The sequence below is a fragment of the Atopobium fossor DSM 15642 genome, assembly GCF_000483125.1.
GTDB lineage: Bacteria > Actinomycetota > Coriobacteriia > Coriobacteriales > Atopobiaceae > Atopobium > Atopobium fossor.
Window position 1 is genome coordinate 286662 of sequence record NZ_AXXR01000003.1, and the last position, 26250, is coordinate 312911.

Annotated in this window: 21 protein-coding genes; 8 read left to right on the plus strand and 13 right to left on the minus strand. The window is 47.3% G+C overall.

Annotated features, from left to right (window positions below; genetic code table 11):
• Positions 1–42 precede the first annotated feature (42 nt).
• Positions 43–1632, plus strand: coding sequence for a Mur ligase family protein (locus G469_RS07970; RefSeq protein WP_245579098.1), 1590 nt, complete (start codon positions 43–45; stop codon positions 1630–1632).
• Positions 1629–2576, plus strand: a complete 948-nt coding sequence (locus tag G469_RS0101410; RefSeq protein ID WP_028263525.1) for an HAD family hydrolase — start codon at positions 1629–1631, stop codon at positions 2574–2576. Before G469_RS07970 ends, G469_RS0101410 begins: the two co-directional genes overlap by 4 nt.
• Positions 2577–2665: 89 nt before the next feature.
• Here the strand turns inward: G469_RS0101410 and G469_RS0101415 are convergent, their stop codons facing one another.
• Complete coding sequence (locus G469_RS0101415) at positions 2666–7789, minus strand: LPXTG cell wall anchor domain-containing protein (protein ID WP_028263526.1); 5124 nt, start codon at positions 7787–7789, stop codon at positions 2666–2668.
• Between the two features lie 222 nt (positions 7790–8011).
• Complete coding sequence (gene rpmE / locus G469_RS0101420) at positions 8012–8419, minus strand: 50S ribosomal protein L31 (protein WP_028263527.1); 408 nt, start codon at positions 8417–8419, stop codon at positions 8012–8014.
• Positions 8420–8672: 253 nt separating this feature from the next.
• Here rpmE and G469_RS0101425 point away from each other — a divergent pair, with 253 nt between their 5' ends.
• The gene (locus G469_RS0101425; protein ID WP_028263528.1) at positions 8673–9461 is read left to right on the plus strand and encodes a type III pantothenate kinase; all 789 of its coding nucleotides are present in this window, start codon (positions 8673–8675) and stop codon (positions 9459–9461) included.
• Here the strand turns inward: G469_RS0101425 and G469_RS08825 are convergent.
• Together G469_RS08825 and folP are read right to left on the minus strand one after the other, a co-directional pair.
• Positions 9458–10279: a biotin--[acetyl-CoA-carboxylase] ligase gene (locus G469_RS08825; RefSeq protein ID WP_051353681.1), complete on the minus strand. Its 822-nt coding sequence runs from the start codon at positions 10277–10279 to the stop codon at positions 9458–9460. The two genes, G469_RS0101425 and G469_RS08825, sit on opposite strands and share 4 nt — an antisense overlap.
• Positions 10280–10297: 18 nt before the next feature.
• On the minus strand, positions 10298–11836 hold the full coding sequence (gene folP, locus G469_RS0101435) for a dihydropteroate synthase (protein WP_028263529.1): 1539 nt from the start codon (positions 11834–11836) through the stop codon (positions 10298–10300).
• A 99-nt stretch (positions 11837–11935) separates the two neighbouring features.
• Here folP and G469_RS0101440 point away from each other — a divergent pair, with 99 nt between their 5' ends.
• A complete protein-coding gene (locus tag G469_RS0101440; protein WP_169726172.1) occupies positions 11936–12829 on the plus strand; it encodes a patatin-like phospholipase family protein in 894 nt (297 codons plus the stop codon).
• 92 nt (positions 12830–12921) lie between these two features.
• Positions 12922–13641, plus strand: a complete 720-nt coding sequence (locus G469_RS0101445; RefSeq protein WP_051353701.1) for an exodeoxyribonuclease III — start codon at positions 12922–12924, stop codon at positions 13639–13641.
• Here G469_RS0101445 and G469_RS0101450 read toward each other — a convergent pair.
• Genes G469_RS0101450 through tilS form a run of 5 tightly spaced genes read right to left on the minus strand, consistent with a single transcriptional unit; the run spans position 13636 to position 19767 of the window.
• Positions 13636–14451: a phosphatase gene (locus G469_RS0101450; protein ID WP_028263532.1), complete on the minus strand. Its 816-nt coding sequence runs from the start codon at positions 14449–14451 to the stop codon at positions 13636–13638. The two genes, G469_RS0101445 and G469_RS0101450, sit on opposite strands and share 6 nt — an antisense overlap.
• On the minus strand, positions 14441–15634 hold the full coding sequence (locus tag G469_RS0101455) for a pyridoxal phosphate-dependent aminotransferase (RefSeq protein WP_028263533.1): 1194 nt from the start codon (positions 15632–15634) through the stop codon (positions 14441–14443). Before G469_RS0101455 ends, G469_RS0101450 begins: the two co-directional genes overlap by 11 nt.
• Entirely contained in the window at positions 15624–17645 is a 2022-nt protein-coding gene (gene ftsH / locus G469_RS0101460) for an ATP-dependent zinc metalloprotease FtsH (protein ID WP_028263534.1), read from the minus strand. Before ftsH ends, G469_RS0101455 begins: the two co-directional genes overlap by 11 nt.
• A gap of 20 nt (positions 17646–17665) precedes the next feature.
• The gene (hpt, locus tag G469_RS0101465) at positions 17666–18214 is read right to left on the minus strand and encodes a hypoxanthine phosphoribosyltransferase (protein WP_028263535.1); all 549 of its coding nucleotides are present in this window, start codon (positions 18212–18214) and stop codon (positions 17666–17668) included.
• Between the two features lie 53 nt (positions 18215–18267).
• Positions 18268–19767 carry a tRNA lysidine(34) synthetase TilS gene (gene tilS, locus G469_RS0101470; protein WP_028263536.1) on the minus strand — a complete coding sequence of 500 codons (1500 nt, stop codon included), beginning with the start codon at positions 19765–19767 and terminating at the stop codon, positions 18268–18270.
• Between the two features lie 128 nt (positions 19768–19895).
• On the opposite strand from tilS, the gene G469_RS0101475 reads away from it, so the two are divergent.
• The 3 genes from G469_RS0101475 to mscL all read left to right on the plus strand — a co-directional run bounded on the left by G469_RS0101475 (position 19896) and on the right by mscL (position 21764).
• Positions 19896–20726 carry an MBL fold metallo-hydrolase gene (locus G469_RS0101475; RefSeq protein ID WP_028263537.1) on the plus strand — a complete coding sequence of 277 codons (831 nt, stop codon included), beginning with the start codon at positions 19896–19898 and terminating at the stop codon, positions 20724–20726.
• Between the two features lie 108 nt (positions 20727–20834).
• Complete coding sequence (locus G469_RS07985; protein ID WP_051353682.1) at positions 20835–21203, plus strand: hypothetical protein; 369 nt, start codon at positions 20835–20837, stop codon at positions 21201–21203.
• 84 nt (positions 21204–21287) lie between these two features.
• Positions 21288–21764 carry a large conductance mechanosensitive channel protein MscL gene (gene mscL / locus G469_RS0101485; RefSeq protein ID WP_028263538.1) on the plus strand — a complete coding sequence of 159 codons (477 nt, stop codon included), beginning with the start codon at positions 21288–21290 and terminating at the stop codon, positions 21762–21764.
• Between the two features lie 103 nt (positions 21765–21867).
• Here mscL and G469_RS07990 read toward each other — a convergent pair whose 3' ends face one another.
• From G469_RS07990 to G469_RS0101505, 4 genes are all read right to left on the minus strand, one after another.
• On the minus strand, positions 21868–22107 hold the full coding sequence (locus G469_RS07990) for a hypothetical protein (protein ID WP_035425222.1): 240 nt from the start codon (positions 22105–22107) through the stop codon (positions 21868–21870).
• A gap of 3 nt (positions 22108–22110) precedes the next feature.
• Positions 22111–23238, minus strand: a complete 1128-nt coding sequence (locus G469_RS0101495) for a PASTA domain-containing protein (RefSeq protein ID WP_084522263.1) — start codon at positions 23236–23238, stop codon at positions 22111–22113.
• 124 nt (positions 23239–23362) lie between these two features.
• A complete protein-coding gene (gene clpB / locus G469_RS0101500; RefSeq protein WP_028263540.1) occupies positions 23363–25951 on the minus strand; it encodes an ATP-dependent chaperone ClpB in 2589 nt (862 codons plus the stop codon).
• A gap of 108 nt (positions 25952–26059) precedes the next feature.
• The gene (locus tag G469_RS0101505; protein ID WP_028263541.1) at positions 26060–26245 is read right to left on the minus strand and encodes a hypothetical protein; all 186 of its coding nucleotides are present in this window, start codon (positions 26243–26245) and stop codon (positions 26060–26062) included.
• Positions 26246–26250 lie beyond the last annotated feature (5 nt).

Genomic DNA, 26250 nt, shown 5'->3' on the forward strand with positions numbered 1-26250 from the left:
ACCTTCATGCAGCATATACAAACAATTCGTATACTTACAACTATGAACACACTAACCTTTGCAGAGTTGGCTAGCCTCCTTGCACAGTATGACCTGCTCGAGCAGGCTACGCCAAGCTCCTCCACAACGCCTCTATCCATCTTTGGTGCTGCCAGCGATTCTCGTGCTGTACGTGCAGGCAACCTTTTTATTTGTAAGGGCGCTGCCTTTAAGCCACAGTTCTTGCAATCTGCCTTGGCCTCGGGTGCCGTTGCTTACCTCTGTACTGCACAAAAGTTCAACGAGCTTGCTCCTCTTGCTCCCAACGTACCTGCTTTAGTGGTTAATGACGTACGTCGTGCCATGGCCTATGTCTCTGCTGCTGCCTGGGGCAGCCCAGACCAAGACATTAACATTGCTGGTATAACGGGCACTAAGGGAAAGTCCACCGTAGCCTACATGTTACGCAGCATTTGCGATAAGGGTACCCCCTACTCCCGTACCTCAATTATGGGGTCTATAGAAACTTATGATGGCATCGAGCGGGAAGAAAGCCACAATACCACGCCTGAGGCACCAGATTTGTGGCGTCATCTTGCTAACGCCAAAACATCTAACCATAGTCCTATGATTATGGAAGTATCCAGCCAAGCTCTTAAGTATGATCGCGTGCTAGGCTTACACCTCAGCGTTGCAGGCTGGCTTAATATTGGTCGCGACCACATCTCTCCTAACGAGCACGCAGATTTTGAAGACTACTTTACTAGCAAGCTCAAGCTCTTCTCGCTCACTAACAACGCTGTTATTAATCTAGAAACAGACCAGCTTGATCGCGTATTGGATGCAGCGTCAAACGTACAGAAGCTCACAGGCTTTAGCGCACAAGGACCCGCTGCCCACAGTTATACCTCTGCTAACGGCAGCACACACGCCCTTGCTCCTAGTATTTGGGCAGAAGCTATTGCACCGAGCTTTGGAAGCATACGTTTTATATGTCATACCCCTCAATGGACAGACACTGTGTTATTAAGCATGGCGGGGCTTTTTAATGTGGATAATGCACTGTGTGCCATTGGCATGGCTCAGCACATGGGCTACAGCAAGCAAGAAATTTGTGATGGCTTAGCTAACTGCCATGTGCCTGGACATATGGAAATCTCTCCTGCTTCTACCAAGCATGTTGTAGGTTTAATTGACTATGCTCACAACCGCCTGTCATTCCAAAAATTTTTCTCATCCGTAAAAAAGGAGTTTGCAGGCCGCAAGATTATTGCTGTATATGGTTGTGCTGGTGGCAAAGCCTTTGAGCGCCGCAAGGAATTACCCGAAGAAGCTGCCAAATGGTGTGACCTTAGCATTTACACCTCTGAGGACCCCTGGAATGAGCCTACCGAGAAAATCTGTGCAGAAATGGCAGCTCACACGCCTTGTGGAGTTGCATACGAAGTCATACCTGACCGTACTGCCGCCATCCAACGCGCAGTACAGGTAGCCCAAAACGAGGAGCAAGACAGCATTATCTGCTTACTTGCCAAGGGCGATGAGGTAGAAATGCACCTGGGCAATGAATTTATTCCTATGACACCCGACGGCGATGTATTTGCGCAAGCCATGGCCCTATATAACACACCCAACTCAGAAGGTCTTAGATGAGCAACTCTGGCACACCACATCCCACGCACACTACACCAGCCTTTCCCACCATTCCTTTGAGCACACAGGAAAGAGCACGCTTAGCAAAAATCCGCTATGTTATGACAGACCTAGACGGGACAATGCTTACAGGAGCCTCCGCCGTACAAAACAGTTCTAAACTACCCAGCACCCAACTCATCAAAACCCTAGTTGACCTGCGTAATGCAGGAATTGAAGTAGTGCCTGTATCTGGGCGCAATCGTGCTATGACCTTTGAGGATGCACGCATTTTGAGTTTTAGGGCATGGATCGCAGAAATGGGTGGACTTATTTGTACCAAGAGTGGCAGCCAACCCGAATGGACTTACTTTACCGGTGATATGCCCTACAAGCATACCTCCCTTAAGACCCCACATGATCTTATTTGTGAGACAGGTATTGTGGATGAGCTTATTGCACGCTACCCCGGTAAGCTGGAAACCTACCACGATAACTACGTAGGTTTTGAATACCGCGAAGTAAGTGTAGCTTTACGTGGAAGTGTGGAAGCATCTGAGGTGCAAGCCATACTCGACAGCTGTTCGTTGCCGCTTTACCTTGCAGACAATGGCCTTGTTAAGCGCATAAACGGCAGTACCACGCTTAAAGGCATAACCATGGAACATCCTCAAGGCATCCACACCTATCACATCATGCCTCATGGTCTTACCAAAGGCTCTGGTATTGCACAATTTGCCAAGCTCATGCATATAGAGAAGGACCAAATGCTCGCAGCTGGTGATTCACCCGCAGACTGTGAAATGGCAGACTTTGTTGGCACCTTTCTTTTTATGAAAAATGGCTTTGAACATGATGATGCGTATGCCGAGTTGGCTAAGCACGACAACGCGTTTGTATCTAACTTGCCATCTACCGATGGTTGGTGCGAAGCCATGCAAACGTTACTTGCCGCACGCGCATAAGAAAAGCGAGCTGCTGGTTTTACTTCCAACAGCTCGCTTGTGTGTACTAACTACTCATGTGTATTGACTTTTATGTGTATAAACTCATCTTAGGCCTGTTTGCGCTTCTTCCTAAGGACCCACGCAAATACCGTAAGCGTAGCAGATGCAAACAAGATTGATGCCACACTACCAGCGCTGTCTCCCGTTTTGGGAAGAATGCTGAGCTTGGGTACTACTACAACAGGTGTAGGCGTATTCTTTACCACCAGCTTAATAACAGCACCGTCTTCTGTAACCGTAACTGCTGTAGGCTTTTGATCAAGCTCATAACCCTCAGGCGCCTTAGTCTCTACCAGCTCGTAGCTGCCGTAAGCAACGTCACTAAACAGCACCGTACCGTCGGCGCCAGTGCTTGCCTTAGCAACCACCTTGTCACCCTGCCTGAGTTCAAACTCAGCACCAGGAAGGACCTTACCTTCATTTTGAGCATCTACCTTGGTTACCAAAACAGAACTCTTAATCTTATTGTCGCCAATGGTTAGAGAAATAACCTCGTCTTGCGTAACAATCTTTACAGGATGTGGCGTTTGATCTAAGACATAGCCTTCGGGAGCCTTAGTTTCAATCACCTCATACTCACCATAGGTAACATCAGCAAAGGTTAGGGTGCCATCATTGCCAGTTGTGGCCTTAGCAACCACCGTATCACCCTTCCTAAGCTCAAACTCAGCACCAACAAGCTTCTTATTCTCGTCTTGAGCATCTACCTTAGTTACCAAGATAGAACTCGTAATCTCATCGTCTCCTACCGTCAGAGAAACAACCTGATCTTGAGTAGTAATCTGTACCGGATAAGGCGTCTGATCCAAAACATAGCCTTCAGGCGCGGTAATCTCTACTACCTCATACTCACCGTAAGGAACATCTTCAAAGGTAAGTACACCTGTGTTATCCGTTACGCCTTGGCGTACTGCAACGCCATCCTTCCTCAACTCAAAACCAGTGTTAGGCAAGAACTTATCGTTTTGAGCCTTATCCACCTTAGAAACTTTAATCGTACCGTGAATACGTGTATTGGTAATGGTTGCAACCTTGTAAGAAGCAGTAGCATCGGTTTTTGTTTCGTAGCTATACTCAGCCACATAGCCTTCTGGAACCTCAGATTCTGCAACGCTATATGCCGCCACAGCATTAGTAGCAGGATTGTTATACAAAAGATTTTCAAACGTACCAGACCAGCCATTGGCAGAAAGCGTGATTGGGTCTACCTTCTTTGCATCGATATTTGTAGCAGCGGCGCCATCTTCTGTAAGCTCAACTTGGATTGGATCATGATTGATGGTTCCACCTTCAGTACCATCCGCATTCTTACCTTCAACCCATTTCTTTACTACTTCAACCTTAGTCATACGCGTAAGGCCAACGTTAAGTGCTAGAGCGTTATCGTCTGCAACCGTTACACCTGCAACACTTGCGGTAGTTTGGTCTGCCGCAGCAGTCATAACCATTTTGTCTTGTGCCTTTTTGTCCGCGTTAGGCGAAAAACGCACAAAGGTATTTAACGTATTTGCAGTTGGGTCAGTTGGGTTATAGGCCTTAATACTATACTCATCAAATTTTCCAGAAGGGTCTGTTGACCAGTTCTTAAGGCCCTTAAAACTATATGTTCCATCAGACTCAGTAGTAGCAGTATCAACCAGCTTACCCCTTGTATCAAACAGCTCAAGCTTCACACCTGCAACTACTTCAGTCTCGCTCGTGTCCATCTTGCCATCGTAATCTGCGTCAACCCAAACCTTGCCCTTTAGTATGCTGGGCGTAGGAACAATAGCTACTGGCTGACCATAACGATAACCCTTACCAGACCCAAGGTCACGCAAGTACGTTGGGGTGTACACATTAATGAGCTGCTTCTCAAAGTCTTCCTTTGGAACATCACGCAAAGTAAGGTTGAACTTAAATTCTTCACGTGCGCCAGCCGAGAAAACACTATCTTTTGGAGAGGAGATGCGGACAAAGTTTACAGCATCCCAATCCTGCTGGCTCCAGTTTGCCGTGTCTGCCTCGTTTGTCCAGTTAAACCCATCCCAATCAAGCGCTTGACTAGTAGGTGTAGCATTTTTTGCATACGAAACGGTATATCCTGCAGGTAGCTGACTCTTAATCCCACCATTGAGGAATAAATCAAACTGGAATGCACCATTGGGTTGGATTGCTTTACCCCAATTCTCATCCTTTTTAGGAACAGGCCAATATACCGTAAACCCATTGGCATCACTTTGAGTTGGATTGTTTGCAATGAGACGATAGTCAACCGTACTATTGGCACCAATCAGAGTCTTTGCAAGACCATCGTAGGTAATGTACTGGGAATCTGGCTGAGTTGCCATCTTAGCAGCAGATCTCACAATAAGATCTGTTGGTGCTTTGACATTCCATATACCAAAAGCTGTACCAATCATATCCTCGGTACTACCATTGCCATTAAGATCATATATATCCTTGGTCATGCCACTGCCATATACAAGGTCTTCTGGAGTATCAATATCGTACTCATACCACATAAGTTGATCGTAGGTACCAGGTACGTCCTTCTCAGGGTCAGAGTTAAAACTCACAAGAACGTTAGGTTCACCCGTATAAGCCCAATATGCAGAGTTGATTGCATAGGGGATTGCCTGCGCAGACTCCCTCCAATATACAGAAGGACCAAAGGCGCGAGTATCAAATGTATCCTGATCTGATGTAAACTTAGAAAAATCTAGCTTATATACCTTTGCATTAGGATATTTTTGCTTAAGCGCATCAGAAACAGGTACTTCATACACATCAGGTTGCTTTGGACTTACCTTATTTTCATCTACGCTATTATCTCTCCAAAAATCTTTAGCTCCAACCGAGCGGTATACCATCTGGAAACTTAAATCATCACCAAGAGGACTAATGTAGTACATTGCTTTATGGGTTTGTATACCAGCAGTTGATCCATTCCAAACAGGAGAGAAGTAGTTAAAATATGTATTGCGAATCTGGTCACCAATAACATAGTTTAGGGGATAGGCAGTACCGTCATGGTAAGCAGTGGTCTGACCATGTCCTTGAATAAAACTTTTACCAGTAAATGCGGTAAACGTATCACCAATGGTTACATGGTCTGCAGAACGACCAGGATATTTTAGATTTATGGTTCCCTTACCATCCCCAAAGTCCCACTCACTCTGATTGCGATGATGCCAATTAGGCTCTTCTGCACCGGTATTCTCAATACGAATACGTGTCTTAAAGAGAGAAGGATCATCTCCCCACTGACCCTTTACACGAACATCATTTGTTAGAACATTGCCAAAAAAGGCAAAGTCATTTGTTTCCTCTTTTCTTTCGCCACCATTATCCGAAATGCTCCAAGCAGTAAACTCGGTTTTTGCAGGGATAGTATTAATTTTGTATTCAATACGCTTAAGGTACATGCCCTCTATATGCTTACCGAGTACGTCTTCCACACGAAAACGTTGCTTAATGTTTGAGGCATCCAGTGTGTAGTTGGAGGTTTCGCCTGTTTTGCTATTCCAAAGGGTAACCTTAAAATCACTCACCTTGGTAGGCTGTGTACCATCTGCCTTTTCTTTAGAAATAAGTGGTAATGTCTGCGATGTAACACCGGCAATCTTAGTGTTATTTACATCGTAATCAATAATTACGGTCTTATTACGGCTATCGCCTGTACCACGGTTGCCCACTGTAAAGTAACCAAGGGTGCGCTCTTGCGTATGCTCAAAGCCTGGAGCACCCATATATACTTCATTATCGGCAATGTAACCTTCCCACAATGGCCAGTCTTTACCTGAGCCATACATGGTGGTATTAACGTATACATCTTCCTTAGGCTCAACAATTTCATACTTCATGGTTTTGAGGCGGTTAGCATCATAAGGAAGATAAGAACTTACTCCATAAGGGTTGTGGTATTTAACGCCAACATCAATCTGACTAATCTCTGCAACACTGCCAACAGGGAAATCTTCCTTAGGGAAACGCCACATGGGACTAAATTCTTCTTCATAACCAGAAACAGGAATGGTGTGATGTTGAGCGCGATCCCAAACGTACAGCTTTTTACCAGTGGGAACCGTGTATTCCTGACCCGTACTCAGCGTAAATTTTTCTCCAGGATTAAGAATCTTAAGATCCTTTTCCTTTAGACCGAAGCCAGTATTTGAGGTTGCAAAAGTGGAATAACGACCAAGATACTCTGCTTTTTCTGGAGCAAGCATGGCGTAAAAATAATCTTCCAGAACAAGCTTTTCATAGCTGTTGGCTTGTAGAGCAGCAGCCCAAGAAACATCGTGTCCTGTTCCAATAGGAGAGTCTAAACCGACTTCTATATTGCCATTTTTATTGAGTTTGTTTGTATAATCGCCACGAAAACCAATGTAGGTTAGTCCAGGTCTATTGGTAACAGCAATATCCGCAGCAAGACTGGATGCTGTGGGAGTATTTCCGACCTTGGTATAGTTTTGCGTAACCGTAATAGCATTGGGAATATTTGCTAGACCCGTATCAACAGAAAAGGCAAGACCCATAGGCAAATCAAACGTTACCTCTTGCGTAGTGTCTTGGAAGTTTAGGGTAAGAGTGCCCGCAGAAGACCAGTTGTAAACAGAAACAGGCTGTTTAGAAGCTTCGGTTTGTTTTGCGGGAGTTATTACACCATCAGTTTGTAACTCTCCAACCCAGCCAGCGGTCTTATCAAACTTAAAATCTGTGTTCCATTCCATACCATATGGCAAAGCTATCTCAATAGACTTATTGGTAGCAGAGGGAAAAATCGCGTGGATGCGCAAGTTAAATTTTCTGCCTTTGGGAAGAGACACACTTGCCTTAGGATTTGCAAGAGTCCCATAAGTGGTCTTGCCATCAGTAGAGACAAGGCTTACTTCAATGCCTTCCTGAGCTACAGACGCCACAGCACGATCATCTGCTGAAGCTGATGCAGATTCCACTGCAACAGAAGTGCTTGCCTCCACAGCGATATTGCTTTTATCATCAGTTCCTTCTACAACATCTGTAGCCTGTGCTTGTTTGGCAACAGCATTACCTTCTTGAGGTTGTTCTGTTGTCGTAGGAACAGAAACTAATTGCTCTTCTGCTGCCAGCACACCTGCAGGAAAGGCCAGCTGCAAGACAAGCAATGCTGCCAGCAATCCCGAAACAAATCGCTTTGTGTGTACCATACATACTCCCAGATTATGGTTCGCCCAATTCTCAAATTGTTTTAAGGATAGCATACATAAATTATTAAGGTAAGTAACAGATTTAACTATTTATGCTGGTAACTGCGTTATTTTTGCAAAACAATTTTTACTGACAGCAAAAAAAGGTCAAGAGAATAACTTCTCCTGACCTTCTAAGACATCTCTAAGAACTATAGTGACAACTTTTGTTGCGCGTAAAGCTTACTCAGCTGCGTTCTCCTCGGTTGCCTGCTCCTCGGCAGCGGACTCTGCAACGGGTTGCTCGGCAGCCTTCTTCTCAAACTCTGCAGCACGCTTGGCCTTCTTTTCAGCCTTAGCCTCAGCAGCAGCCTTCTTTGCAGCAGCCTCCTCGGCAGCCTTAGCAGCCTTAGCAGCCTTAGCTTCCTCAGCCTTCTTGAGCTGCTCTGCAGCTGCGCCACCAAACTTGTTAGCAAAGCGCTGTACACGACCACCGGTATCTACGAGCTTCTGCTGGCCCGTATAGAATGGGTGGCACTTGTCACACAAATCAACCGTCATTTCACTCTTGGTAGAGCGGGTCTTCCAGGTGTTACCGCAGGTGCAACGTACGGTGCACTCTACGTACTCTGGATGAATACCAGTTTTCATAAGGACTCCTTCTAACGACTCTGGTTTCCGACCAGAGCAAATGCGTTCCGGCTTGTATCCGAAAACATACAGGTTAGAAATGTTAACACATATACCCACTTCCTGCGGCAAGTTCATGGATATTGCATGTGTTGCGCACAGGTCCTTTGGATGCTTACAATTGCAACGAACTGTTAAAATCTCAGACATGATTAGCAGTTCACTATATATATCCCTTATGCTGCTTGCGCAGCTGCTGTTACAGGAGCATTGCATGTTATTAGCTATAGATTGTGGCAACACACAAACCACAGTTGGAATGTTGGATGATGCCGGCACAATTGTGCATCAGTGGCGCATGGCTACCAACACAACAGACACAAAAGACCAGCTCCATAGTCGCTTGCATAGCTATTTTGCCATGTTTGGTAGGAATCTATCTGAAGTGACCCATGTTGCTATTGCTAGTGTGGTGCCCGCGCTTTCCCAAGAGTGGCAAGCTATGATGCACAGCGTGCTAAATACCGAACCACTTATGATAGATGCCAAACTGGATTGTGGTTTGTGTATTGCTCTGGACAATCCTTATGAGCTTGGTGCCGATCGCATTGCTAATGCTATGGCAGCAAAAGCTCGCTATGGATCACCTGTTATTGTGGTGGACTTTGGCACAGCCACCAACATTGACGTAGTAGATGCAGACGGCACTTTTGTGGGCGGCGCTATAATGCCTGGACTTATGCTTTCTGCTCAAGCGCTTTTCTCGCGAGCAGCTAAGTTATCCAGTGTGCCTTTGATTGCACCACAGCACGCTTTGGGCTCCAATACCGAAACCGCTGTCCAATCTGGCTTGATTGTTGGATCGGCCGCAATGGCAGAAGGACTAGTTGAGCGCATTCAAACAGAGCTCTTGGAACGTAATCCATCTGCTCCACGTGCTGTTGTTGTAGCCACAGGAGGTCTTGCCAAAACCGTTGCTCAGGCAACAAACATTTTTGATTACGTAGACGGTAACCTTACTATTTACGGCATTTATCAAATTTGGAAGCAACAACAGCCCTAACGCGCTGGACGCAGTGAGGCCTGTTCTGGAGCAATTTCATATTCGCGGCCCTCTGCATCAAGCAAGCTAACACGGCCCCAAATATCCATGCCCGCAAGCATGCCTGTAAGCACCACGCGTCCATCGGGCAACAGGGCATCTACTTGCTTGGTAAGAAGATCCATCTGGTCATAATACTCGTTGAGCACCGATGCAATAGGACCTGCGACAGATTTGCCAGACACCACATCCTGCTCCCAGCTGCTTACCCGTGCAAGCATTGCATCACATATCACTGTAGCTATGTACTCATTGCTGAGGTTTGGACTAGCTGCTTTAGCGGATTTCTCTGTAAAGGTATCTAACAAAAAAGCTGGAGCTGCAGGACAAGGAGAGCCATCAAAAGAATCTACGATGAGCTGTGCGAGTTGGAGATTTTGTCTCACATTGAGATGGACTCCACATACGGCAAACACACCTTCTCCGTATCCAGCATCTACAAAAATGCTAGCCAACTTATTGCCTTTATACATAAGGTCGTTAGGCCATTTGGGCACTATATCCTGTGCTCCCAAACTACGCAGCGCATCAAGCACTGCCAAGGAACACACAGTAGTAAGACCATTAAGATAGGTCATACCCACCTGCGGACGCAGTACAAGTGCTACATGCAAGCTACCATCTACAGAATGCCAAATGCGCCCCATGCGAGCACGACCTTCTGTTTGTGAAGTAGTAAACAGCGCTGTTGCATGCACAGCACCATCCCGCGCAAGATCTTTAGCTGCATCGACGATATTTTTGGTGCTAGAAAGATAGGTAAGTTGTGCTGATTGCATACGGAGCTCCTGTTATTTTTAACACCACTCAATTACACCCAAATCCTCACGCACCAGACCTACGCGCTGTTCTTGGGGCAAAATGGTCACACCGGCGTGCGTAAAGAATCGGTCGGGATCATGCATGATATCTTCCATTGGAGTTAACACATAATCTCGCTCGCCCAAACCAGGATGAGGCAAACATAAACGCTTGCCCACGTGTACTTCGCCCTCCATCCATACAAGATCACAGTCAATGGTACGTGGTCCATGACCTTCTTGATCTGCAGGTCGCTGACGATGTAACTGATTTTCTACCTCAAGGAGCTGCTCAAGAAGCACCAGAGGAGCAAGCTCTGTTTTAATTTCTACAACAGCATTTGCTACAGGCGTAGCAATACCATATGCAGGCTCTGTCTCGTACGCATGGCTTACGTTTACTACACAGGTAAGCGGAATTGCGTTGATAAGAGAGCATGCTTTAGCAAGGTAGCCCATACGATCTCCTACATTGGAGCCAAGCGCTACAAAAGCACGACGCTCATCTGGATGAGCAACTGTCCAATAGCTTGTAAGAGTTTGGTAGGCTGTGGCAACATCATGTACACGCACAATACGTGCACCAGCTTCTAATGCTGCGATAACCACACCAACAGTTGCAGCATCACGCTTGGATGCCTGAGTTACACCAGAAACTGCTCCCACAAAGCGCTTACGCGAAACCGCACAGAGCACGGGATACCCCATGGATACCATCTTTGCTGTAGCACGCTGAATAACTACATCCTCATCTGCAAACTTACCAAAGCCAGGACCAGGATCAATCACAATACGACTGCGATCCACACCAGCACGGACAAGCGTACGAGCCTGGTCGCCTAAAAAGCCCATAACGTTGCGCATAATAGGAGCAGAATCAGGTGTGGCAAATCTACGATTGCCAGACAGCCGTACCGTTGCGGCATTGGTATCCACAATCACAGACTGCTGCATGAGCGAATCAAGCGAAAGGCTCTTATCGGTAGATTCGGCTTGAGGCTCTGGGGTGTTTTTGGAAGCATTATTGCTTGCAACCTTTGCTCCGGGAGCGCTATCTAGCACCACTGTTTGACGAGGGGCGTGCTCGGCAACTTTACCCGCATGCATAACCACTACACCAGCATTGCTATCGGCAGCTGCTTGCACCATAGCAGGATCCGTAAAACCTGTTACATCATTGATGATAGACGCACCTAGACGCACGCACATGCGCGCAACCTCAGCGTGACGCGTGTCTACCGAGACAATCGCGCCAGCCGCCACCAAAGCGCGAACCACGGGAACAATACGCGCGGCCTCTTCCTCGGGACTTACTGCTGTAAAACCCGGGCGCGTAGACTCACCGCCCACATCAATAATGTCTGCACCTTCATCCAGCATCTGAAGGCCACGAGCAATGGCAGCATCAGTGTCTACATAAGCACCGCCATCAGAAAAAGAATCGGGCGTCACATTGAGCACACCCATAATACGCGGCCGACAAAGAGAAAGTTCGTGTGATCCGCAGCGCCATAGTGCCGTGTTATCTCGTAACATAGATGCTCCTTTTTAGTTCTTGTGTATCGATTGTACCCGCCTTGGTTTTTGGGGTACAACGTCTAAAGCGAGAAAACACAGCATGCAAGAAGGATGCACATGACCAACGTGTTAGAGCCCAATAATATAACTAGCACCGCTCTTGTCATTGAGGGTGGTGGCATGCGTGGTGCATACACCTCGGGTTTGTTAAGTGTACTGCTTGAAGAGCACATATACTTTTCGTACGTATGCGGTCTCTCTGCAGGTGCATCGTGTGCGGTTAACTATGTAGCACGTGATTTAGAGCGGATGCGTCGAGGTTTTGTGGATGTAGCGGACGATCCGCGTGCAGGCGGTCCCAAATCTTTACTTACTGGACGAGGTTATTTTGATAGTGAATACCTATATAATGCCGCTAACTTACAAGCTACCATACCTTTGGACTGGGAAACCTTTAAGGCAAACCCCGCTATTCTGCGTATCCAAAGCTTTGAACGAGACACCGGCCGTACCGTAGTATGGGGTCGCAAGCACATGCAAACACTGCAAGATACTCTTGATGTAGTACGCGCAAGCTCCACCATGCCTGGGCTCATGAACCCTCTAGAGATTGATGGTCAGGTAATGTATGACGGTGGACTAGGTGTTGGAGCAGGTATTCCACTGCACATAGCGCAAGACGATGGCCAAACGCGCTTTTTTGTTGTAGCTTCTCGTCCTGAAGGCTATGTAAAGCCTGCTATGCAAGGTATGCAGCACTCTGCCGTAGGTCACATGTTTGGTAACTATCCTTTCTTGCGCGATGCCATTTTGACACGTGCACAACGCTACAATGCTGCTATGGAACACTTAGCAAAATTGGAACAAGAAGGTCGTGCTTTTGTGGTTCGACCTCTTAATATGCGAATTTCGAATACTACCCTTAATAGAGAAGAGTTGGCCGAGGCTTTTGAGCTTGGCCGTGAGCAGGGTGTTATGCAATTGGACGCCTGGAAGGAATTTTTATTGTGAGTACCTCCACCCCCAGCACAAGCCTTACCAACACAACGGATAGCCGCGAGTGGCGCTTTGTATCTTGGAACGTGAACGGCCTGCGTGCCGTTATGAAAAAAGACCCTGCTTTTGATGCAATTTTAGGCTCAATGAATGCAGACGTGTTTGCCATTCAGGAAACCAAGCTACAGGAAGGCCAGATTGATCTTGAACTACCTGGCTACACACAAACATGGAACTATGCCCAACGTAAGGGTTATTCTGGTACCGCAGTATTTTCCAAGGAAGCACCTTTGCAGGTTATCCGCACCATTGGAGCTAAACAGGCAGACGATGAAGGACGCGTTTGTGCACTGGAATTTGACAAGTTTTGGTTTGTAGATGTGTACACGCCTAATTCTCAAAATGAACTCAAGCGCTTAGACGTTCGCCTAGCTTGGGATGAAGCGTATCGCAATTTCCTTGCTCAACTAGCTCAAGATAAGCCTGTAGTAACCTGTGGCGATTACAATGTTGCTCACCAGGAAATTGACCTTAAGAACCCTGCTACCAACCATATGAATCCCGGTTTTTCTGATGAGGAACGCGAGAGCTTTACTAAGCTTTTGGATGCTGGTTTTGTGGACAGCTTCCGTCATTGTCATCCGGATGCCATTGATGCATACAGCTGGTGGAGCTACCGCATGCGCGCGCGTGAACGCAATGTTGGCTGGCGTATTGACTACTTCTTGGTTTCTGGGTCTCTTACTCCAAATATTACCAGCGCTTCAATCCTGCCTGAGGTATTTGGCAGTGATCACTGTCCTGTTGAACTTACGCTTGATTTATAAAGGCTGCGTAGCGTGTGGCATAACACCGCTTTGCTCAAGCGAAGTTAAAAATGCTTGAGCAGAGCGTGTTGCCACGAGTTCTTCTGGGAAGTGAATTGCTTTAAGCATGGTATGAACAGTATCAAACCCACCAATTGCTGTACAAATATGAGCGTCACTAGAAACCACTATCTGCGTACCAATTTCTGCTGCACGCTGAGCAATATGCTGGCACGATTCGCTAAATTGCTGCTGGTCAGATAGGGTATGCTCGTTAATTTCTATAAGCTTGCCCAAATCTTTAGCACAGAAAAGTACTTCGTCCACATCAAAAGGAACGTTTGCTCGTCCTAGATGACCAAGTACCTGTACCTTAGGGTCATGCAACGCGTTAATATACATCTGCGTGGTTTGCGCCAGTGTTGCGCCGCGTGCAAAGCTACGGTTATGAATACTTGCAACCACATAATCTAACTCGTCAAACACGAGGTCTTTAAGCGTTTGCGCTCCATCATACGAAGCGCCCGTAATGCCCGAATCCAAAGCAATATTGTGACCAAATAGGTTCCCATCCAAATCCACAATGTCTGCCTCTGCACCGCGCAGAAGTACAACACCTTTCCATGTGCGTGGCCATGCACGCATGTTAAGAAAATATTGGAAGTCCTTTACGTCGTACGGCTCACCATACAACATGGAACTAAAATGATCTGCGCTACCCAGCAATTCCAGACCTTTATCGGCAGCCTCAGTAATGTTTTCTGCAATTGTGGAATACGCATGCCGTGAATACAAGGTATGCGTATGCACATCACAACAGCTATAGTTCATTTTGGTACTCCTTCATTACTGCAGCCCAAGCGTCCATAGAATTGATAATGGTTTGATATGGAACACAATATCCTAAGCGCACCCATCCCGTACAACCAAAACTGTTTGAGGGAACCGGCAACAGTTCATGTGTACGGCAGCGCTCATAAAACGCCCGTGCATCTGGCTCTAAAGCCTTAAGCCACAGGTAAAATGCACCTTGAGGCTCCACAAAGGTATAACCAAGCTTGTGCAACCCTTCTGTTAACGCTCGACGGTTGCGATCGTACGCCTCTACGTTGGATGGCTCATCCACGCAATCCGCAATAACACGCTGAAACAATGCTGGTGCACACACAAAGCCCAGCGAGCGACCAGAACCTGCCACAGTAGGAATGAGTTGAGCATTGTTGGGATTGGTGGGTGGAACTAAAATCCAACCCACACGCTCACCTGGCAAGGATAAAGACTTGGAATACGAATAACACACTACCGTGTTGGCGTATATGTCCGGTACCCAAGGAACTTGTAGACCGTATGTAATCTCACGATAGGGTTCATCTGCCAAAAGCAAAATATCCGTACCAAAGTGCTGGGAACACTCACGTAGCACACAGGCTGCCTCTGCAAGATTTTGTGCAGAGTAGATAGTACCTACAGGGTTGTTGGGTGAGTTAATGATAACTGCCTTGGTGCGCTGGGTAAGAGCAGCACGCAAGGCAGTAACATCAATTTGAAAATCATCTGCGCGAGAGGGTACCTCTACGCAGGTAGCACCCGCATGTTCAATCCACACGCGATACTCAGGAAAATAAGGTGTGATTACTACAACCTCATCTCCCGGGTTACTAATGGCGTGCAACGTAATGGAGATTGATGCTGCAGCACCACAGGTAAGATACAAATCTTGTGGGCGAGCTGCCTGCGCCCCAAAACGATGACACAAAGAGGAAGCCACAACTTCTTTTACCTCAGGCAAGCCTGCTGCGGGCGTATAGCCATGCACCTGCACTGACGGAAGTGAAATAGTTTTTTGAATGGACGCGCCAACGGCAGCTGGAGCAGGAACGGAAGGATTTCCAATCGAGAAATCAAAGACCTTATCGGCACCAAGTTCTGCGCGTCGCTTTGCTGCATATGCTGCAATTTCACGAATAGAAGACTTTGCGGCGCCTAGGTCATACGACTTCTGATTAATCCTCATCTTGTGGAGCATCCCCCGCCTGCTGTGTTTGCTGCATCTGTTGTGTTTGGTCAGCCTGAGCTGTCTGGTCTGCTTGACTTGTTTGGTGAGCCTCCGCCACTTGATACTCTTCCCATGTGTTATTAAGAAGAGCCATCATGGCGTCACCCTCTACGGTCTCTCGCTCAAGCAGTGCCTGCGCCATGGTATCCATTTGCTCACGACGATTACTCAAAATCTGAGTTGCACGCTCATGGGCTTCTCGCATGATGCGCTCTACTTCATCATCAATGCGCTTGGCCGTCTCGGACGAATAGTCCTGCTTGTCCGCATAATCACGACCCAAGAATACCTGATGCTGAGCTTCCCCAAACACGCGCGTACCCAAAGCATCGCTCATGCCATAGCGAGTAACCATATTGCGTGCAAGCTTGGTTGCACGCTCAAGATCGTTACTGGCACCCGTAGTAATATCACCGCAGAAGAGTTCCTCTGCCGTACGGCCACCAAGCAACACTACGATTTCATCGAGCATCTCACTACGAGACTGCAAGAAGCGATCTTCATCAGGAAGCTGTAGCGTATAGCCTAAAGCTTGGCCACGACTAATGATTGAAATCTTGTGTACAGGGTCAGAATTGTCCAACAAATGGCCAATCAAAGCATGACCACTTTCGTGGTACGCAATGGTCTTACGCTCCTTTTGCGTAATAACACGACTCTTACGCTCGGGGCCAGCAATGATACGCTCCATTGCCTCTTCGACCTCTGACTGACTAATGGCCTTCTTATTGCGGCGAGCCGCCAACAAAGCAGATTCATTCATGAGGTTGGATAAATCCGCACCCGTAAAGCCAGGTGTTAACTTAGCCATATTAGCAAAGTCAATGCTACCCTCCAGAGGCTTGCCTTCGGAGTGCACCTTTAAGATTTTCTCGCGACCACGAACGTCAGGACGGTCAACCGTTACCTGGCGATCAAAACGACCAGGGCGCAACAAAGCAGGATCAAGAATGTCAGGGCGGTTGGTAGCTGCTACTAAGATAACAGCTTCGTTTTGCTCGAAGCCATCCATTTCTACCAGCAACTGATTAAGTGTTTGTTCGCGCTCGTCATGACCGCCGCCCAAACCAGCACCACGCTGGCGACCAACTGCATCAATCTCGTCAATAAAGATGATGCACGGAGCAGCTTCTTTGGCTTCCTTAAATAGATCTCGCACGCGACTTGCACCAACACCTACGTACATCTCTACAAAGTCAGAGCCCGAAATAGAGAAAAACGGCACACCAGCCTCACCAGCAACAGCCTTAGCCAACAGCGTTTTACCCGTTCCTGGAGGGCCAACCAACAGCACGCCACGAGGAATACGGGCACCCATAGACAAGAAGCGCTTAGGCTCAGCGAGAAAATCGCGAATCTCCTTGAGTTCCTCTACCGCCTCATCAATACCAGCGACATCTTTAAACTTAACCTTAGGACGGGTCTTCTCGGTAATGCGAGCTTTTGCCTTGCCAAATTGCATAGCTTGGCTGTTTTGCGCCATCATTTGATTAAGGAAATACAGCACAGCCCCCACCATAAGCACGGTTGGAATGAGCTGCAACAAAATGTCACCCAAAGCATTTGGTTTAGACGTATCCACTACGTACTTAACCTTGGGGTGCTTTGCCATTTGCTCTGCTAAGGAATCTGCACCAACATACGTACTGGTAAAATCGCTCAAAGCTTCGGTTTTGCCCCTAGCGTTAGCGTCCTTCCAGTACTTGCCCTTAACAAAGCCATCTGCATCACGGTAGGTAACTTCAGACACGCGGTCTTCTTTGATAGCCGTAATGACCTCGCTGGTAGCAAGCTTGTCTGCCTGCTTTTGGAATGGCAAGCCATTTTGCAACGCAAAAACTAAATATGCAATAAAAGCAATGCCAATAAGTACATACGCAATGGGAATGCGAATCTGTCGATCCCCGTTAAAGGGATCGCGCGGATTGCGAGGTTCACGTGGCGTTCCCTTATCATCCTTCAAACTCACGAATAAAACTCCTCTATGCCTTAGCTATATACCTCAGGCTTAAGTACGCCAATATAAGGTAAATTACGATAGTGCTCAGCGTAATCCAAACCATAACCAACAACAAATGCATCAGGTACATGCGCGCCTACGTAGCGTGGTGTAACCGCAGGCTTTTTGCCCTCAATATCCTTTACGAGAAACGCAGCAATCTCGATAGATTTAGGATGACGAGCACCCAGAGCCTTAATCAGGTACGAAAGCGTAAGACCAGAGTCCAAAATGTCCTCTGCAATAATAACGTCACGTCCCTCAATCTTGGTATCAAGGTCCTTAATGATGCGCACAACACCAGAGCTCTTTACGCCATCCCCATAGCTCGAAACAGCCATAAAGTCTACTTCACAGTCTGTTTTAATGGCGCGCATAAGGTCTGCGGTAAAGATAAATGCACCGCGTAATACAGCAATAACCAAGGGATTTTTGCCTTCGTAATCGGTAGAAATTTGATCACCAATACACGAAACAATTTTTTTAATATCGTCTTCACTTAGAAGAACATCCTTAATATCGGGATGAAATTGCTCCATGACCTTACCTTTCTTAACGCTACGCCGCAGGTGTTGTATAGCCTTGTGTACAACTAGTCCGTATGAATCTTTAATTCTAACAGCACTTTTGTCTTGTCTGTGCAACGGAAACGCTCGTCTGCACGAACGCCCGCAACCCACACAATTGGACCTGCTGGCTTGGTACGAACTACCACAATATCATTACGCTCAGACACGGGAATTTTTGCTTCGCCAAGTAAATCAGAGAGCTTTTTAGACTGTCCGTGCATACCCAACGGGCAAAGCACATCTCCCGGCTGAGGTGTATCAATCCACAGCTTTGCCCCCTCGCCAACAGCTCCAACAAGTTGAGCATCTAGTAGCACAGAAGTGTTTTGCCACTCTTTACCATGTGCTCGGGCAATCTGTTGAGGATCGTCTGCGGGCTGTACAGAAATTAAACGTGCTGCTACGCGGGTTTTCTCGTCAAGCTGTACCGTATTGGGGATAGCCAACCACTGTGGCGCTCGCAGGTGTTGAGCGGTATGCGTACGCAAAAACAACATGCCAAATTCCACACGGCAATCCATATCCATAGGCAAATTTATTGAACCTGCGCCCTGCGCCACAATACTCAACACGCGGTTGATATGCTGAGCTTCTATACGGCATTCAGGCTCCAGATTGTACACAGCCATGCGCACCACACGCCGAGCAATTGCCACATCCATAGCTGCCAGTTTTGCCGCGTTAAGAGCAATCAAGCCCTCTTGGCTACGTGATTGTACGGCACGCAAAGCCTGAGCAGAAACTTGGGATAGATAAATATCCTCATCTGAAAGAATTTCGCAGGTAGTTCCTATACTTTGCACCACATTGGGATTACGCCGTTTAAGTTGAGGCATAATCTCATGTCTAATAAATGCTCGTTGATAATGCGTATCCGAGTTAGTAGCATCTTCTCGCCAGGTCATACCACGCAACTCTAATAGATTACAAAGATCTTCGTGCGTGTAATCCAACAAAGGGCGCACAATGCGGTTACGCCGACGCGGAATGGAAGTAAGACCTGCAGTTCCTGTGCCCTTAAGAGCGTTGGCAAAAAAAGTTTCTGCACGATCATTGGCGGTATGGGCTGTAAGAATGCGTGCAGCAGAACGAGACGTACCCAGTTGGTTGGAAAGTTCATTAGCAAGTTTATGAGCTGCAGCATAACGTACTTCTCGGCCAGCATTTTCCACGTTGCCACCAAAGCGTGCTGCAAGGTCTGCCACCTTGACCTGTATAACCTCACATGGAATGCCAAACCGCAGGCATAACTGCTGAACAAAAATCTCATCCTTTTGAGCATCTTTACCACGTAAACCATGATTTACATGCAAGACGTGCAAACGCTCTTTTGCAATACGCGCTAGGCCGCGGCCATCTGCAATGTCCAGTGTAGACGTAGCTGCCAACACCAAAAGCGCTGTTGAATCTGCTCCACCTGACACCATAAGAACCACGGGCGCATGACCTTCATCTACACCGCAATCCGATGGGTGAGCAAACGTACGAGTGTTTTGAGCATACCGGCGAGCAACGCTTGTCATGAATCTCCTTGGCAGATGCAATGGTTTTTCTCTTCTTAAATCGTGATTGTACCGCCGTTTTGCAACTTTATACCGTATATGTCCAAGCCTGCTGCTAAGCTACAGGTGAATTGTTGAGAGAGGATTGTATGACATCTGATGCTTCTGCCGCTGTAAATTCGCAGTTAAGACTCCATATTTTAGCAAGCGGTTCCAAAGGAAATGCCTGTGTGGTGCAATCCGCAAATACCAAAATTTTGATTGATTGTGGCATCTCATATCGCGAACTAACTCGCCGCGCTGCTGTACTTAATGTGGATTTGTCTGATATTGCCGCCACCGTTGTAACCCATGAGCACTCTGACCACACCGCAGGTTTAAGCGTATGGTGCAAGCATTTTACTGGTCCGATGCTGGCAACCAAGGGCACCGCTGGCGCACGTAAGCATCTGGCAGTATTGCCGTTTAAAGCCATTGATCGTAATGCTGATTTTGAAATTGGAGATATTCGTGTGAGGTGTTTTCCCACATCACATGATGTAGTAGATCCTATTGGCTTTAGATTTGAAGCGCATGGAGATGCCCTTGGCTACTGCACGGATTCCGGTGTGCTTACACAACCTGCTCTAGAGCTGCTGCACAACGTTCGTATTTTGGCACTGGAGGCTAATCATGACCCTCGGATGCTGGCACATAGCTCTTATCCATTGTTTTTACAAGAGCGTATTGGTGGGGCGCAGGGTCACCTATCCAATGAACAAGCCTGCACTGCCCTAACCACCTTAGTTACCAAAAAGACCGAGTATGTGATAGCCATGCATTTGTCACAAGAAAACAATAGACCTGGATTAGCTGTTAAAACCCTCTCCCAAGCTGTGGGTGCAACTCCACAAAATGATATGGGTACACGAGCTGCCACAGCTGATAAATTCCTGAGTATAGTTTGCGCAGCTCAGGATGCTCCTATGACCATAGAGTAACCGATAGGTAACAACGCAAGTCGTACGACACACTCGCATAGACAAACAGGTATGATATGAGTAGGCATTATGTCTTATTACTTATAGTGTGTATACCCAAGGAGTGCAATGTCGCAGGATAATTCGGATATGCGCAAAACAAGGTCTACCCGCTCTCATCGTACCGTTGATCCCGTAGATGACCTGGAAATGGATGACGCCTACGCACACAGTGCTCACGACTCAAACTACACTACGCGTGGCAGCAACCCAATTTCTGGTCGCGCATACCGCAAATCTCGTAATGAGATGCCCCAGCTTCGCCATGACCTCCCCTATGGGCAGTACTTGTCTATTCCTAAAGGGCGTCGCGCAATTTTTTCGGCACGCGAGCGTCGCTCAAGGATTAATTCTGCTGTAGTTATGGTGCTTGTTATTGCAGGTCTTGCAGTACTTGTAGCGATTCTCTGGCATTTTATTGGTCGTGCAGGTGCGTAAGTTAACTTTCAGATAGCATCTAATCCTGCTTGCATCTACACACTTGCAATCAACATGGAACAACAACCAAGGAGAGGTTACCCCATGAAGAAGTTCTTGAAGGAATTTGGCGAATTTATCAATCGTGGCAACATGATGGATATGGCCGTTGGTGTCATTATTGGTGGCGGTTTTACTGCAATTGTAACGGCACTTATCACCTATATTATTAATCCTCTGATTACTGCTGCAACTGGTGGTACGGGCAATGTTTCCGGTCTTGCTATTGCTATTCCTGGTAGTGAGCAGGCCATTGACTTTGGTGCTTTTATTGGTGCCGTTATTAACTTTTTGATTACCGCTTTTGTGGTATTCATGCTGCTGCGTGCTATTAAATCTGCCCAAGAGGCTGCAAAGAAGTTTAAGAAGGAAGAGGATGTGGCTCCAGAAACTCCTGCTCGCACTTGCCCTTACTGCAAGACCGAGATTGCACAGGACGCAACGCGCTGCCCTCATTGCACTTCCGTTTTGCCCAATGCTTCTTCTGACGAAGTTGCTCAGATGTCTGGCACAAACGCTTAGTTAGAATGCCTGATACAAGCAAGAAAAGCTGCTAACCATACTGGGTTGGCAGCTTTTTTGTAGCGTCTTTTATGGCGCTCATTTAGTTTAGCCGCAAAAAATTTTAGCTCCAAGGATCAGCTTGAAATAAAGGTTCACGCTTAGCAGGCCTATCCGACCATGGATCATAGCCATCATCGTCTTCATTTGCTGCGCGTGCAAAGCTACGGTCTACCCCATCTTTCTTTTTGACAGATAAAAACTTTTGCTTGGAGCCCAACTGAGAGCTAGCGTTTTGCGGTTCCGAAGACTGAGTGGTTTGTGGGAAGGAAGCTGTATCCTCGACAGGCTTTTTGGTGCTCATACACTACTCCGCACGCTTAACCGTAAGAGTAATAGATTGCTCAACCGTTGCAGAAGTACCCTCATCTGGCGTAACAGCCGTTACGATATCAGATTTCTCAACAGCATCAACACCAGTAACCGTTACAACATCATAACCACGGTCATATAACTCCTTAGCCGCTTCATCAAAGGTTTTTCCAACAATATTTGGAATAACACGCTGCTCACTCACTTGAACAGTAATAGTCTGCCCGTAAGGTTGTCTCTCACCAGGCTTAGGAACCATATTTACAACTAGACCAGCAGAATCATCTACATACGTGATAGCCAGGTTTACGTCAAACCCTGCATCCGTAAGCACAGCTGTTGCATCTGCTGCACTGCGCCCACGCACATCAGGCACCGTAACACCGCCAATAAGGCCCGTGCTCCATGCACCATACAGACCGCCCAAAATGACCAAAATAATACAAGCAAATAATGCTCCCAATATAATTTGGCGTCGGAACATATGCACTTCTTTGACCTTAGAGATAGGCTGCACCGGAGCTGCCTTCGCAGAAAGATCGTTATCATGCACATGTAGATGAGGATCACCGCGTTGCTCTATACCACGCGCTAGTGCAATACGCATAGTGCGCAAACGAGCACGCATAGCACGCTTTTCTTGGCGCGTTTTAGGACGTGCGTCGGATGGCGCAAGTATGGGTTCGCTCTCCTCTATTGGACGAACCACAACGCTATTCTCATCATATTGAGGAAGAACTTCCTCGGAAGGCTCTTCTACTAAAGCTTGTTCATCCAAAGCAGGGGTAAGCTCAGAAATTGGAGTGGATGTAAGCGTTGCGACATCTTCCTCTGCATGAATAGGCTTGTTTGGTGAGATAGATTCTGATTCAACCACTGGATTGGCCGTTAATTCATCTGTTGACTTGGCTATAGGCTCTACGGCAGATACGGCAGGCACGCTAGAGATATCCGTTGTAATGTCTACAGCAGGTTCTATGGTAAGTTCTGCCGCAGGAATAGGCACCTCAAGTGAGGCTAATGCAGATGCTTCTTCAGACAGATGCTTAATAACCTTTTGACTGCATGATGGGCAGTACGCCATCCCCTCGGGGATTTCTGTACCGCAGTTAGGACAATTCATAACAACCCCCGTTGGTATTTTATCAACGAATAACCTTACCCGAAAATCCCCTGTAGGTAAAATTGCGCCGCAACCCAATTGGTATACGGCGCAATTCTTACATGTTGTTTTGAATTTTGAGCGTCTAGGCGCGAAGCGCCACTAACGTACCATCGTCACCTACATCCATGCGAACGGTATCGCCCTCACAAAGTGTTCCCTCAATAATAAGATTTGCCACGTTATCCACAACCTGACGCTGAATCAAACGCTTAAGAGGACGAGCCCCATATACAGGGTCGAGTCCATCGAGCGATAAGGACTGTATGGCTGCGGGCGAAAGCTCAAGTGTAATACGCTCAGCAGCAAGACGTTTACGTACATCTGCCAGCTGAATGTCCACGATCTTCTCTATATCCTCAAGACCCAGCGAACTGAAGGTTACCACGTCATCAATACGGTTGAGAAATTCGGGGCGAAAAGCCTGACGCATAGCCTCATCAATCTTCTTGGACAGGTCCTCGGGATTGCCTGCAGCGTTGGCACCAGCGATAAACTGTGAGCCAATATTGCTGGTCATGATAATAATAGTGTTCTTGAAGTTAACCACACGACCCTGACCATCCGTTAGGTGGCCATCATCCAACACTTGCAGTAGTACGTTAAAGACATCAGGATGGGCCTTTTCCATCTCGTCAAGAAGGATTACCGCATAAGGACGACGACGAACTGCCTCTGTAAGCTGACCACCTTCGTCATAGCCTACATATCCTGGAGGAGCACCAATCAGACGCTGAACGCTAAACTTCTCCATATACTCAGACATGTCAATACGTACAAGCGCACGCTCATCATCAAATAGGCATTCTGCCAGCGCCTTTGCAAGCTCGGTCTTACCTACACCCGTGGGTCCTAGGAAGAAGAAACTACCAATGGGTCGATTGGGATCAGATAGACCTGCACGGCTACGTCGCACGGCTGCTGCTACTGCAGACACAGCCTTATCTTGACCAATTACGCGCTTATGAAGTTGATCTTCAAGGTTTTTAAGTTTCTCAATCTCTCCTTGCATCATCTTAGAAACAGGTACACCCGTCCAAGCGGAAACCACTTCGGCAATTTCCTCATTGGTAACCTCTTCCTTAAGCAGGGCGCCACTTTGTTGCTTAGAAGCTAATATCTGCTCTGCCTCGTCATACTGATGCTGTAGGGTTGGAATGGTAGAGTAGCGTAACTCAGATGCGCGCGCTAAATCTCCAGAACGTGTGGCGCGCTCCTCCTCGCCGCGAGCATCATCGAGCTGCTGCTTAAGCTCTTGCACACGATCAATGGCGCTCTTCTCGTTTTGCCAATCTGCTTTCATAGCGTCGAGCTTCTCGCGTACGCCAGCCATCTCTGCTTGCAGAGCATTGAGGCGATCCTTACTAGCAGCATCGTCTTCCTTAAGTAGAGCCTGTTCCTCAATTTGCATCTGCGTGAGCTGACGGTCCACCGCATCAATTTCTGCTGGCATGGAATCAAGCTCCATGCGCAGACGACTAGCAGCCTCATCTACCAGGTCAATTGCTTTATCTGGCAAAAAACGGTCTGCAATATAGCGATTGGACAAATCCGCAGCACTTACCAACGCAGCATCGGTAATACGCACACCATGATGAAGCTCGTATTTTTCTTTGAGTCCGCGCAAAATGGAAATGGTGTCCTCTACAGAAGGCTCACTTACCAGTACCGTTTGGAAACGACGTGCTAGTGCTGCATCTTTCTCGATATATTTACGGTACTCATCAAGCGTGGTAGCACCAATGGCGTGCAGCTCGCCACGAGCAAGCGCAGGCTTAAGAATGTTACCTGCATCCATGGAGCCCTCGGTTGCACCAGCACCCACAATGGTGTGTAGCTCATCAATAAACAGTACAACGCGACCATTTGCCTGCTTGACCTCCTTAAGCACACTCTTAAGACGGTCCTCAAACTCGCCACGATACTTAGCGCCCGCAACCAACGCACTCATATCCAACTCAACAACATCATGATCCTTAAGTGTGGAAGGAACATCACCAGAAGCAATGCGTTGAGCAAGGCCTTCTACAATAGCTGTTTTACCAACACCTGGCTCGCCAATAAGCACAGGATTGTTTTTGGTACGACGGCTTAGCACCTGAATGGTATGACGAATTTCTTCCACACGACCAATAACAGGATCCAGTTTGCCTTGACGTGCAAGGTCCGTCACATTGCGACCGTACTGCTCTAGCGCATCAAACTGCTGCTTGTTGTCCTGGGAAGTTACACGCTCATCTCCGCGTAAGTTGGCGTACGCCTCACGCACGCGTTTATCGGTAACACCAGCTGCCGATAAAATATTGGAGGCATCACTTTTTACCTGGCATAAGGCACACAACAAATGCTCAGACGTAACATAGGCATCATCCATGCTTGTTGCGAACTTCTCGGCAGCATCCGCTACACGACCAAACTCGTTGGATAGACCCATTTGTGCAATGCCACCAGATACCTGAGGCATACTCGCAATCTTGGCATCTACCTGCTGTTCAATAAGACGAGGATCTGCACCTATGCGCTCCACAATGGCCTTAAGGTTATGTTCGCCCGTACTCATTAAAGCCTTAAGCAGGTGAATAGGCTCCACTGCGCTCGCTTGCGCCTCGCTGGCAATTCCAATCGAGGCTTGTAACGCCTCTTGGGCAGTTACCGCCCATTTATCGATTCTCATAGAAATGCTCCTCTCGCTGTGCGGGGTCTCCGCGTGTTTTATCACTACGAAGTATTCCCAGCGAGAGAAGCTTTATTCAAAAATCTAAGTCTATCTATATAAGATTATCTAAGCATCATCTTCTGATGAACGAGAATTACTTTTTTGTGGCAGACGCTTATAGCGCTTAAGAGCATCTCGTAAGATCCACTCAATCTGGCCATTTGAACTGCGCATCTCGTCATTTGCCCAACGTTGGACAGCATCCCAAATATCTGGATCTATACGAAGAGGATACTGTTTTCTGCTTGGCATAGCGC

What these genes read in the sequence shown, in the direction of transcription:
- G469_RS0101450 (WP_028263532.1), bottom strand. Translation starts at nt 14,451, where the DNA reads ATGAACTATAGCTGTTGTGATGTGCATACGCATACCTTGTATTCACGG.
- G469_RS0101410 (WP_028263525.1), top strand. Translation starts at nt 1,629, where the DNA reads ATGAGCAACTCTGGCACACCACATCCCACGCACACTACACCAGCCTTT.
- G469_RS0101425 (WP_028263528.1), top strand. Translation starts at nt 8,673, where the DNA reads ATGTTATTAGCTATAGATTGTGGCAACACACAAACCACAGTTGGAATG.
- G469_RS0101440 (WP_169726172.1), top strand. Translation starts at nt 11,936, where the DNA reads ATGACCAACGTGTTAGAGCCCAATAATATAACTAGCACCGCTCTTGTC.
- hpt (WP_028263535.1), bottom strand. Translation starts at nt 18,214, where the DNA reads ATGGAGCAATTTCATCCCGATATTAAGGATGTTCTTCTAAGTGAAGAC.
- G469_RS08825 (WP_051353681.1), bottom strand. Translation starts at nt 10,279, where the DNA reads ATGCAATCAGCACAACTTACCTATCTTTCTAGCACCAAAAATATCGTC.
- G469_RS07990 (WP_035425222.1), bottom strand. Translation starts at nt 22,107, where the DNA reads ATGAGCACCAAAAAGCCTGTCGAGGATACAGCTTCCTTCCCACAAACC.
- clpB (WP_028263540.1), bottom strand. Translation starts at nt 25,951, where the DNA reads ATGAGAATCGATAAATGGGCGGTAACTGCCCAAGAGGCGTTACAAGCC.
- rpmE (WP_028263527.1), bottom strand. Translation starts at nt 8,419, where the DNA reads ATGAAAACTGGTATTCATCCAGAGTACGTAGAGTGCACCGTACGTTGC.
- G469_RS0101495 (WP_084522263.1), bottom strand. Translation starts at nt 23,238, where the DNA reads ATGAATTGTCCTAACTGCGGTACAGAAATCCCCGAGGGGATGGCGTAC.
- G469_RS07970 (WP_245579098.1), top strand. Translation starts at nt 43, where the DNA reads ATGAACACACTAACCTTTGCAGAGTTGGCTAGCCTCCTTGCACAGTAT.
- G469_RS0101415 (WP_028263526.1), bottom strand. Translation starts at nt 7,789, where the DNA reads ATGGTACACACAAAGCGATTTGTTTCGGGATTGCTGGCAGCATTGCTT.
- folP (WP_028263529.1), bottom strand. Translation starts at nt 11,836, where the DNA reads ATGTTACGAGATAACACGGCACTATGGCGCTGCGGATCACACGAACTT.
- G469_RS07985 (WP_051353682.1), top strand. Translation starts at nt 20,835, where the DNA reads ATGTCGCAGGATAATTCGGATATGCGCAAAACAAGGTCTACCCGCTCT.
- G469_RS0101505 (WP_028263541.1), bottom strand. Translation starts at nt 26,245, where the DNA reads ATGCCAAGCAGAAAACAGTATCCTCTTCGTATAGATCCAGATATTTGG.
- tilS (WP_028263536.1), bottom strand. Translation starts at nt 19,767, where the DNA reads ATGACAAGCGTTGCTCGCCGGTATGCTCAAAACACTCGTACGTTTGCT.
- mscL (WP_028263538.1), top strand. Translation starts at nt 21,288, where the DNA reads ATGAAGAAGTTCTTGAAGGAATTTGGCGAATTTATCAATCGTGGCAAC.
- G469_RS0101455 (WP_028263533.1), bottom strand. Translation starts at nt 15,634, where the DNA reads ATGAGGATTAATCAGAAGTCGTATGACCTAGGCGCCGCAAAGTCTTCT.
- G469_RS0101445 (WP_051353701.1), top strand. Translation starts at nt 12,922, where the DNA reads ATGAAAAAAGACCCTGCTTTTGATGCAATTTTAGGCTCAATGAATGCA.
- G469_RS0101475 (WP_028263537.1), top strand. Translation starts at nt 19,896, where the DNA reads ATGACATCTGATGCTTCTGCCGCTGTAAATTCGCAGTTAAGACTCCAT.